The sequence below is a fragment of the Humibacter sp. RRB41 genome (assembly GCF_022761015.1).
Lineage (GTDB): Bacteria > Actinomycetota > Actinomycetes > Actinomycetales > Microbacteriaceae > Humibacter.
Genome location: NZ_JAKWJQ010000009.1, coordinates 142,493 through 153,252, shown reverse-complemented (window position 1 = coordinate 153,252; position 10,760 = coordinate 142,493). Strand labels below are relative to the sequence as shown.

The following is a 10,760-nucleotide window of genomic DNA, read 5'->3' as shown; positions in this document are numbered from 1 at the left end:
ACTTTAAGCACAGCGACACGGTTCTTCGACACCCGCCAGCCTGTCGCATATGTCGCGACTCACGTGTCACGTATCACCTGTCACCTATGTCGCGACCCCAGGCAGTGGGTGGCGCTAGGCGATCGCGGCGTCGACGATCGCCTTCGCCTCTGACTGCACCTGCTTGAGGTGGTCGGCGCCGAGGAACGACTCCGCGTAGATCTTGTAAACGTCCTCCGTGCCGCTCGGGCGGGCCGCGAACCAGGCGTTCTCGGTGACGACCTTCACGCCGCCGATCGGGGCGTCGTTGCCAGGGGCCTTCGAGAGCTTCGCGACGATCTTCTCGCCGCCGAGCTCCGTCGCCTCGATCGCGTCGCCGTCGAGCTTGCCGAGCTTGGCCTTCTGTTCTTTGGTGGCAGCGGCATCCACCCGCTGGTAGACCGGGTCGCCGAACTGCTCGGTGAGTTCCCGGTACAGCTGCGAAGGGCTCTTTCCGGTGACCGCCGTGATCTCGCCGGCGAGCAGAGCGAGCAGGATGCCGTCCTTGTCCGTCGTCCACGCGGTGCCGTCCAGACGCAGGAACGAGGCACCGGCGCTCTCCTCGCCGCCGAACGCGACCGAACCGTCGACGAGACCGGGCACGAACCACTTGAAGCCGACCGGCACCTCCCAGAGGCGACGGCCGAGCGACTGCGCCACCCGATCGATGATCGACGACGACACCAGGGTCTTGCCGATGGCGGCATCCGGTCGCCAGTCCGGGCGGTGGGTGTAGAGGTACTGGATGGCGACGGCCAGGTAGTGGTTCGGGTTCATCAGACCGCCGTCGGGGGTGACGATGCCGTGCCGGTCGGCATCCGCATCGTTGCCCGTCAGCACGTCGAAGTCGTCCTTGTGCTTCAGCACGGATGCCATCGCCGACGGTGACGATGGATCCATGCGGATCTTGCCGTCCCAGTCCAGTGTCATGAAGCCCCACTGCGGGTCGATCACCGGGTTCACCACGGTGAGGTCGAGGCCGTATTTCTCGCCGATCAGCGACCAGTAGTGCGCGCTCGCGCCGCCGAGCGGATCTGCGCCGATGCGCACACCGGCCCGCTTGATCGCGTCGATGTCGATGATGTTCTTCAGGTCGTCGACGTAGCGCTCGCGAAAGTCGTAGGTCTCGACGCCGCTCGGCTCCGCACGGTTCACGCCTCGCAGGCCGTCGGCGATGAGTTCGTTGGCGCGATTCGCGATCCAGGTGGTGGCATCAGAATCGGCGGGGCCGCCGTGCGGCGGGTTGTACTTGAAGCCGCCGTCGCGAGGCGGGTTGTGGCTGGGCGTGACGACGATGCCGTCGGCCTCCCCGTGCGCCGAGCCCGTGGAGGCATCGCCCTGGTGCTCGCGGTTGTACCTGATGATCGCGTGGCTCACCGCAGGCGTCGGCGTGAAGTCGTCGTACTCGTCGACGAGTACCTCGACGCCGTTGCCGACCAGCACCTCGAGGGCAGTGGTCTGCGCCGGCATGCTCAGCGCGTGCGTGTCCGCTCCGATGAAGAGCGGACCGGTGGTGCCCTGCCCCTTGCGGTAGTCGACGATCGCCTGCGTGATCGCCACGATGTGGTCCTCGTTGAAGGCGGTGTCGAAGGCACTGCCGCGGTGTCCGCTGGTGCCGAACACGACGCGCTGCGCAGGGATCGAGGCATCAGGATGCAGGTCGTAGTACGCCCGCACGAGCGCTTCGATGTCGATCAGGTCGTCAGGGTTTGCTGGTGTTCCCGCGCGTTCGGCCATGGGCTCAAGTCTCGCATCCGGCCGGGGCGGGTGTCTGCCCCCGATAAGCTGGCGGGCATGTCGGATGCCCCTGTCGAGACTCCTGAGTCGTACAGCTTCTTGGGCCCGACCGGCACCTTCACGGAGGCGGCGCTCGCGCAGGTTCCCCAGGCCAGCGGCAAGACCTGGCGTCCGGTGAACAACGTGGGCGAGGCGCTGAACGACGTGGTCACCGGGCGCAGCGTCGCCGCGATGATCGCGATCGAGAACTCGATCGAGGGCGGCGTCTCCGCCACGCAGGACGCCCTCGCGACCAACCCCGGCCTGCGCATCGTCGGCGAGTACCTGGTACCCGTCGGATTCGTGCTGGTGGCGCGGCCTGGCACGACGCTGGCCGAGGTGAAGACCGTGGCGGCGCATCCTGTCGCCTACGCGCAGTGCAACGCGTGGCTCACCGCCAACCTTCCGTCGCACGATTACGTGCCGGCGTCGAGCAACGTGACAGCCGCCACGTCGTTGCTCGAGACGGATGCCGCAGGCCGCCCTGTCAGTCCGGCCGACGCCGCGATCGCCCCGCCCACGATCGTCGACCATCACGACCTCGTGGTGCTGGCCGAGAACATCATCGACAACCCCAACGCCGTGACGCGATTCGCGCTGGTCAGCCGAACCAGGAGCATCCCGGAGCCCACCGGCGCCGACAAGACGAGCCTCATCGTCGAGCTGCCGTCCGACCGCTCAGGAACGCTCGTGGAGATGCTGGAGCAGTTCTCCACCCGGGGGGTGAACCTGAGCCTGATCGAGTCGCGACCGATCGGCGACGAGATCGGGCGATACCGATTCGTGCTCGACGCCGACGGGCATGTGCGTGATGAGCGCGTTGCGGATGCCCTGCTCGGCCTTTTTCGATTCAGCCCGCACATCATCTTCTTGGGTTCGTACCCGAGGGCCGACCGTGAGCCCATCGACTACGACCCGCGTTACGCCGACGACGTGTTCATCGAAGCGCGCGACTGGTTGCGCGGCCTGATTGGCGGAGAGCCGGAGACCTCTGCCCAATAATCTGGAGCGATGGATGCCCGCTACCGCTTTTCCACCGACACTGCCGACATCGATCGCGCGCAGGTGCATCGCTGGCTGAGCGAGCAGTCGTACTGGGCATCCGACCGCCCTCGCGCCACTCAGGATGCCGCCATCGACGGCTCCCGGAACTACGCGTCTTCGACACCGAGACCGGAGACCAGGTCGCGTACGCACGAGTCATCACTGACGGCGCGACGTTCGGATGGCTCTGCGACGTGTTCGTCGATCCCGAGGCGCGGGGCAACGGCGTCGGCGTCGGCCTGATCGAGGGCGTCGTCGCCGATCTGGAGCAGCTGGGGCTGAAGCGCACGTTGCTCTCGACGGCCGACGCGCACGGGCTCTACGCCAAGTTCGGCTTCGAACCGCTCGCCGAGCCGTCGAAGTGGATGGTGCGAACGGCGGACGTGAGGCCCTAGCCGGCGCGCGGAACCCGCACGACGAGCGCGAGGGGATCAGCCCAGAAGTGCGCCCCCGTCACGTCGCCGAAGCTGTCGCCGTCGAGCTCGACCGGCTCCGCGCCGTCGACGACCTCGACGTTCACGGATGCCCCGCGCAGGTAGCTCAGCGTCTTAGCGTTGTCCGATGTGGTGAACCGGATGATCTTGCGCCCGATCGCCGTGCGCCGCAGCACCCGGTTCTCCCACGTGACCTTGCGCCAGATCCACAGCCAGCTGAAGAGGGTGCGCGGCTGCAGCAAGGCGACGTCGAGCTCGCCGTCGTCGAGACTGGCATCCGGCATCAGCTCCATGTTGCCGGGCAGCACGCCGCAGTTCCCGGCCAGGATGCTGGTCACGTGCGCTGAGTGCCGCTGATGACCGCGCACCTGGTAGTGGATCTGGAACTTGCGGGAGTTCAGCGACCGCAGGCCGCCATCGATGTAGGCCAGCCATCCGACCCGCTTCTTCAGCTGCGGATTGGTGTTGGCGATCATCGCAGCATCGATGCCGATGCCTGCCATCACGAGGAACGCGTGCGCGCTCGCCTCGCCGCCCTCCCTCGTGAGCTCCGCGATGCCGATGTCGATGGACATGTCGTCACCCGCGAAGGCCAGGCGCACGGATGCCCGCACGTCGGAAATCGGAACCCCGAGGTTGCGCGCGAGCAGGTTGCCTGTGCCGAGCGGGACGATCCCCAGCGGAACGCCGCTGCCGCGCAGCCCTGCGGCGACCGCCCGCACCGTGCCGTCGCCGCCCGCTGCCAGCACGAGATCGACCCCGGCGTCGAGTGCATGCCGGGTCGCGCCCTGACCCGCGTCGTCGACAGTGGTCTCCAGCCAGAGAGGATCGGACCAGCCGACCCCACCGGATGCCGCTGCCGCATCGCGGGCCGCCTTGAGTGCGGCCTTCATCGCAGCTCGCAGAGACTTCGTGCTGCCCTTCGAGGGGTTGTACACGATGGCGACCCGGCGCGGCCGAGCATCGGAGGGAAGGTCCGGTGCTGTGCCGGACGCCGATGCGACCGATTCGCTCACCCGCACAACGCTACTCACCGGGCGCCTCGAACGTACGCGGCCACCCCGCGCACCAGGTCCCTGAGCGAGCGAACAAGCACGCCCGGCCCTGGGCTCGGTCGCCCATAGACTTGACGGGTGATCGATCCCGTACTTCTGCGCGAAAATCCCGACCTCATCAGGCGTTCGCAGGAGGCTCGCGGCGAATCCGGCGACACGGTCGATGCGGCGCTCGTCGCCGACGCGGAACGCCGCGCGGCGATCACCGAGTTCGAGTCCCTGCGGGCCGAGCAGAACGTGTTCGGCAAGCGCGTGGCATCCGCTCCCAAGGAGCAGAAGAAGGATCTCGTCGCGCAAGCGCAGCAGCTGGCGGCGCAGGTGAAGGATGCCTCGGCACGGGCATCCGAGGCCGAGGAACGCTTCGACACGGCCGTTCGCCGCATCGGCAACGTGATCATCGACGGCGTGCCGGCCGGCGGTGAGGATGACTTCATCACCCTGCGCGAGGTGGGCACGATCCCGGAGTTCGATTTCGAGCCGCTCGATCACCTCGAACTCGGCGAGAAGTTGGATGCCATCGACATGGCCCGCGGTGCCAAGGTGAGCGGCGCGCGTTTCTACTTTCTGAAGGGTGTCGGCGCCAGGCTCGAGATCGCGATGATGAGCTACGCGCTCGACCGCGCGCTGGTCAACGGCTTCATCCCGATGATCACGCCGACGCTGGTGAAGCCCGAGATCATGCAGGGCACCGGATTCCTCGGCGCGCACGCCGACGAGGTGTACCACCTGGGCAGCGACGACCTCTATCTCACCGGAACGAGCGAGGTCGCGCTCGCCGGCTACCATTCGGACGAGATTCTCGACCTGACGAACGGTCCGCTCCGGTACGCAGGCTGGTCGACGTGCTATCGGCGCGAGGCGGGCAGCGGTGGCAAGGACACCAGGGGCATCATCCGCGTGCACCAGTTCAACAAGCTCGAGATGTTCGTCTACACGCTCCCCGAGGAATCGGAGGCGGAGCACCAGCGCCTGGTCGGCTGGCAGGAGGAGATTCTGCAGTCGCTCGGACTCGCCTACCGGGTGATCGACACGGCCGCCGGCGATCTCGGATCCAGCGCCGCCCGCAAGTACGACATCGAGGCCTGGGTGCCGACGCAGGGCCGCTACCGAGAGCTCACCTCGACCTCGAACTGCACGACCTTCCAGGCCCGTCGGCTGCAGACCAGGTACCGCACCGAGAGCGGCAAGACCACGCCGGTCGCCACGTTGAACGGCACGTTCGCCACCACGCGCTGGCTCGTCGCGCTGCTCGAGACGCATCAGCAGGCCGACGGATCGGTCATCGTGCCCGAACCGTTGCGGCCCTACCTCGGCGGACTCGAGGTGCTGCGGCCGGTCGCAGCATGACCGGCTCGGCACAGGCATCCGACCGGCTTCTGATCGCGCTCGACGTCGACGGAACCCTGCTGCACGAAGACGAGACCGCCGGCGAAGCGGTGCAGGATGCCGTCACCCGCGCGGTCGACGCCGGCCACGAGGTGACTCTCGCCACCGGCCGCAGCTGGCAGACCGTGCACGGTGTGCTGGCCATCTTCGACCTTCACCCGAAGTATGTGGTCTGCTCGAACGGCGCCGTGATCATGGCCCGTGACGAAACGGTCGAAGGCGGCTATCGCCGCGCCTTCGTGGAGACTTTCGACGCGAGCGCAGTGCTGGCCACCGTGCATCCGTACCTGCCGGACGGCGGCTTCATGGTGGAACTCGAAGACGGAACGCGCAGGTTCACCGAAGGCATCGACTCGTCGGGATGGGTGCTCGGCGACGCCGACCCCGTGCCGTTCGACGAGCTGGCGACCGAACCGGTCAGCCGTGTCGTCGTCGTCTCGCCCAGTCACAGCGCTGAGGAATTCCTCGACATCGTCGAGCGCATGGGGCTGCGCAAGGTGACGTATGCGGTGGGTTGGGCGGCATGGCTCGACATCGCGCCGGACGGCGTGAGCAAAGGGTCGGCGTTGCAGCGCGTGCTCGAGTGGACGAACAAGCCCGGCGAGTCGCTGCTCGTCGTCGGCGACGGGCGCAACGACCTCGAGATGTTCGCGCTCGCCCGCTCGGTCGGCGGTCGCGCCGTCGCGATGGGACAGGCGCCCGACGAGGTGAAGGATGCCGCGACCGACGTGACCGGAACCGTGGACGATGACGGCCTGGCCGACGTGCTCAACGCGGTGGCCGCACCCGCCGCCCGCTGAGCGCACCCACCGCCTGACTCTCTGGCCGCCGCCCGCTGAGCACCTGGCACCTGGTCGGGGGGTTTGTTAGTCTCGTAGCTTGTACTCGAACCGAAAGCGGCTGGATCCGAATTTCTGTCGCTTCACCCGGAGAGCATGACCGCTTACCCAACACGCCGTGCCGCACGCGAAGCGTTGCAGGCACCTTCGCGCACGCCGCGGGCCGCTCATCGCGCCCCGGCCAAGCGGTGGCGCTCGCCCGGACGGATGACGGCGGCCGGCGCGGCCGTGCTGTTCCTCGCGGGAAGTGCGATGGTGGCGATGCCGGCGAATGCGGCATCGCTGCAGGGTGGCACCGTGTACTCGAATCAGCTGCTGGGTGAGCGACAGACCCTGAAGGTCGCGGCGGACGTGAAGACCGAGACCGTCGAGCGGTCGAAGTTCGACTCGGCCGGTTTCACCCGTCCCGACGGAACGCCCGCGATCACCGTCGGCGGACTCACCAACGTCGATTGGGCCGCCCTCGTTCTGCAGGACGGCAAGTTCCCCGTGACGCCTAACAATCTCACCGTGATGCTGCAGTGGATGGACTCCGAGAACGACCCGAACAGCTGGTGGCTGCGCAACAACCCGCTGAACAACGGACTCGGCTCGGGCGGCGGAGCCGGCCTCGGCAGCTACGACAACCTCACGACCGCGGCAAGCTATGTGGCGCAGCAGCTGCGGCGCGACCTCTTCTCGGGCATCGCCGCGGCGCTGGATGCCAGTTCGGCGGTCACCGTTTCGGCGCAGGCGATCATCGACTCGCCCTGGGCAGGCGGCCACTACGACTACGGCGCGATCTGGCACGCGGTCGACGTGCCCATCGTCGCGGCGCCGGCAGAGGACTGGTAGCAGCCTCTCGCTACTCGACCAGCGAGGTGCAGCGAGCACGCCTAGCCTTGACGGATGGACTACGGCCATCCGCTCCAGTTCGGCACGTTCATCACGCCAGGCAACGCGAGCCCGCAGGTTCCGGTGCAGCTCGCGCAGCTGAGCGAGCAACTGGGGTTCGACCTCGTGACCTTTCAGGACCACCCGTACCAGCCGGCCTTCCTCGACACGTGGACGCTGATGTCGTACGTGGCGGCGGCGACCACGAGCATCCACGTCGCGCCGAACGTGCTCAACCTGCCGCTGCGGCCGGCTCCGGTGACGGCGCGGGCAGCGGCATCCCTCGACCTGCTCTCCGGCGGACGGCTCGACCTGGGCCTCGGCGCCGGCGGTTTCTGGGACGCGATCGAGGCGATGGGCGGTCGGCGGCTGACGCCGGGGCAGTCGGTCGATGCCCTCGGCGAGGCGATCGACGTGATCCGCGGCGTGTGGGACTCGGGTAACCGCGAGTACTTCGCCGGCGGCGAGTACTACCCGGTGAAGGGCGGCAAGCGCGGGCCGGCGCCGGCGCACGACATCCCGATCTGGATCGGTGCATACAAGCCGCGCATGCTCCGCCTCACCGGGCGCAAGGGCGACGGCTGGCTGCCCTCGCTTCCGTACCTCAAGGACGGCGACCTGCAGGACGGCAACGCGCGCATCGACGACGCGGCAGCGGATGCCGGCAGGAACCCGGCCGAGATCCGTCGGCTTCTCAATCTCGGCGGCGACAACGAGGTCGATCAGCTGGTCACGATGGCGCTCGAGGACGGCATCGGCACGTGCATCGTGATGGGCGACGACCCGTCCGCGCTGCAGCGGTTCGCGGAAGAGACGATGCCGGCCGTGCGTGAGGCGGTAGAGACGGAGCGCGCCAGGCGCGGCACGATCGTCGGCGTCGGACGCACAGCGGCGGCACTCGCGAAGCGCCGAGAGGGCATCGACTACGAGGGTGTGCCTGAGTCGCTGCGCGACACCGCGATCGAACCCGGCGACTTCGCCTATCGCACGGTGCGATCCACCTACATGCGCGCAGGATCGCCGGGTCTCGTGCTGCGGCCGACCACGGTCGACGAGGTCGTGGATGCGCTCGCGTTCGCCCGCAGCAACGACGTGCCCCTCGGCATCCGCAGCGGCGGGCACGGCGTCAGCGGTCGCAGCACGAACGACGGCGGGATCGTGATCGACCTCAAGGCGCTGAACGGCGTCGAGGTGCTCGACGCGGCGACGAAACGCGTGCGCATCGGCCCCGGCGCACGGTGGATGGATGTCGCCCAGTCGCTCGACGAACACGGCTGGGCACTCTCGAGCGGCGACTACGGCGGCGTCGGTGTCGGCGGCCTCGCCACCGCGGGCGGCATCGGCTTCCTCGCCCGTGAGCACGGACTCACGATCGACCACGTCGTCGCCGCGGAGGTGGTGCTGGCGGACGGAACGGTGGCGCGGGCATCCGTCGATGAGAACCCCGACCTGTTCTGGGCGGTGCGCGGCGCTGGCGCGAACGTGGGCATCGTCGTGTCGTTCGAGTTCGAGGTGGATGCCGTCGGCGAGGTCGGATGGGCGCAGCTCGCGTTCGACGCGAGCGACACCGAGGCGTTCCTGCAGCGATTCGGCGAGGCGATGGAGCGGGCGCCGCGCGACACGACACTGTTCGTCATCCTCGCCAAACAGCGTGGCGACGTGATCGGGCAGCTGTACGGCGTCGTGGACTCGAACGACCCCGACACGATCCTCGAGAGGCTGCAGCCGTTCGCCGCGATCGGTCCGCTGGTCGGGCAGCAGGTGCAGCTCGCGCCCTACGCGGTGGTGATGGCCAACGCCTCGGATGCCACCCACGACGGGCAGGGCGAGCCGCACTTCCGCTCCGGCCTGGTCGAGCACCTCGACGCGCAGGTCGCCGCCGCCGGCGCCGCCCTCGTGCAGTCAGGCTCCACGCCGTGGTTCCAGATCCGGTCGGTGGGCGGTGCCGTTGCGGACATCCCATCGGATGCCACCGCCTACGCCCACCGCGCAGCGAACTTCTCGATCACCTCGATCGGTCGCAGCGACCGCTTCGAGCAGCACTGGGCCGACCTCGCCGCCCACTTCGACGGCCTCTACCTGAGCTTCGAGTCACGGCAGGGCGCCGAGATCGTTGAGGAGGCGTTCCCGCCGGCGACCCTCGCGCGGCTGCGAGAGATCAAGCGTCGCTACGATCCGGATGCCGTTTTCCGCGACAACTTCAACGTGGGCGTCGAGAATGCCGTGAACGGATGACCGAACCCCACCACCTCACACGCGAAGAGGCGCGCCGCATCGCCGTGCGCGCTCAGCTGCTGGATGCCTCCCGCCCGGTCGACCTGCTCGACACCGTGCGCAGGCTCACGCTGGTGCAGTACGAGCCGACCGCCTCGGTCGCGCCGAGTGCCGACCTCGTGCTGTGGAGCCGCCTCGGACGGCTGTACCGTCCGGAGGATCTGCAGCGGGCACTGGCATCCCACGTGGTCGTCGAGCTGCGCAGCATGATGCGCGCCGCGCACGACGTCGCGCTCTATCGGGGCGACATGCAGGCGTGGCCGGGAGCGGATGCGCCGGGGTGGACGCGCTCGCAGGCTCGGTGGGTCCAGGCGAACGAGGCGTGCCGGCGCGACATCCTCGACCGGTTGAAGCACGGCGGCCCGATGATCTCGCGCGACCTGCCCGACACCTGCGTCGAGCCGTGGCAGTCGTCGGGCTGGAACAACGGCCGCAACGTCGCGATGATGCTCGAGATCATGGAGCTGCGTGGCGATGTGGCGGTCGCCGGGCGTCTTGGGCGCGAACGTCAGTGGGATCTCGCCGAGCGCATCTACCCGGACGACCCGGTGGTGCCGGTGACGGATGCCGAACGAGAGCGCCGCGCGCGCAGGCTGCGGTCCCTCGGTCTGGCGCGGGCGCGCACCACGCAGACCCAGCTCGAACCGATGGACGTCGGCGACGTCGGCGAGCCGGCCGTCGTCGAGGGTGTGCGCGGCGCGTGGCGGGTGGACCCTGCCCAGCTCGGACGCGACTTCGAGGGCCGCACCGCGATCCTCTCTCCGTTCGATCGACTCGTCTTCGACCGCAAACGCCTAGTCGAACTCTTCGAATTCGACTACCAACTCGGCATGTACAAGCCGGCGACGCAGCGACGGTTCGGCTTCTACGCCCTCCCCGTGCTGCACGGCGACCGGCTGGTGGGCAAGGTGGATGCGGAGGCGGATGTGCCGGCATCCGTGCTCCGCGTGCGCCAGGTGTACGAGGACGAGCCGTTCGGCGCCGAGCTGAAGGATGCCGTGCGGACCGAACTCGAGGGCCTCGCCGGCATGCTGAAGCTGCGGTTGGAGGTCGCCGGCTGA

The 10,760-nt window shown here is 68.5% G+C and carries 9 protein-coding genes; 7 read left to right on the top strand and 2 right to left on the bottom strand.

Going from position 1 to position 10,760, the window contains the following annotated elements:
- Positions 1 to 114 precede the first annotated feature (114 nt).
- Positions 115 to 1,755 (bottom strand): phosphoglucomutase (alpha-D-glucose-1,6-bisphosphate-dependent), encoded by a 1,641-nt coding sequence (pgm, locus tag MJ603_RS18280; protein WP_243065194.1) that lies wholly within the window; start codon positions 1,753 to 1,755, stop codon positions 115 to 117.
- Positions 1,756 to 1,812: 57 nt separating this feature from the next.
- Here pgm and pheA point away from each other — a divergent pair, with 57 nt between their 5' ends.
- Both pheA and MJ603_RS18270 read left to right on the top strand, forming a co-directional pair.
- Positions 1,813 to 2,796, top strand: coding sequence for a prephenate dehydratase (pheA, locus tag MJ603_RS18275; RefSeq protein ID WP_243065193.1), 984 nt, complete (start codon positions 1,813 to 1,815; stop codon positions 2,794 to 2,796).
- Complete coding sequence (locus tag MJ603_RS18270) at positions 2,748 to 3,233, top strand: GNAT family N-acetyltransferase (RefSeq protein WP_308220619.1); 486 nt, start codon at positions 2,748 to 2,750, stop codon at positions 3,231 to 3,233. Before pheA ends, MJ603_RS18270 begins: the two co-directional genes overlap by 49 nt.
- Here MJ603_RS18270 and MJ603_RS18265 read toward each other — a convergent pair.
- Positions 3,230 to 4,288: a diacylglycerol kinase family protein gene (locus MJ603_RS18265; RefSeq protein ID WP_243065192.1), complete on the bottom strand. Its 1,059-nt coding sequence runs from the start codon at positions 4,286 to 4,288 to the stop codon at positions 3,230 to 3,232. The genes MJ603_RS18270 and MJ603_RS18265 overlap by 4 nt on opposite strands.
- 117 nt (positions 4,289 to 4,405) lie before the next feature.
- Here MJ603_RS18265 and serS point away from each other — a divergent pair, with 117 nt between their 5' ends.
- From serS to MJ603_RS18240, 5 genes are all read left to right on the top strand, one after another.
- A complete protein-coding gene (gene serS / locus MJ603_RS18260) occupies positions 4,406 to 5,674 on the top strand; it encodes a serine--tRNA ligase (protein WP_243065191.1) in 1,269 nt (422 codons plus the stop codon).
- Complete coding sequence (locus MJ603_RS18255; RefSeq protein WP_243065190.1) at positions 5,671 to 6,513, top strand: HAD family hydrolase; 843 nt, start codon at positions 5,671 to 5,673, stop codon at positions 6,511 to 6,513. Before serS ends, MJ603_RS18255 begins: the two co-directional genes overlap by 4 nt.
- A gap of 135 nt (positions 6,514 to 6,648) precedes the next feature.
- The gene (locus MJ603_RS18250) at positions 6,649 to 7,386 is read left to right on the top strand and encodes a hypothetical protein (protein ID WP_243065189.1); all 738 of its coding nucleotides are present in this window, start codon (positions 6,649 to 6,651) and stop codon (positions 7,384 to 7,386) included.
- 54 nt (positions 7,387 to 7,440) lie between these two features.
- Positions 7,441 to 9,660, top strand: a complete 2,220-nt coding sequence (locus tag MJ603_RS18245; RefSeq protein WP_243065188.1) for an LLM class flavin-dependent oxidoreductase — start codon at positions 7,441 to 7,443, stop codon at positions 9,658 to 9,660.
- Entirely contained in the window at positions 9,657 to 10,760 is a 1,104-nt protein-coding gene (locus MJ603_RS18240; RefSeq protein WP_243065187.1) for a DNA glycosylase AlkZ-like family protein, read from the top strand. Before MJ603_RS18245 ends, MJ603_RS18240 begins: the two co-directional genes overlap by 4 nt.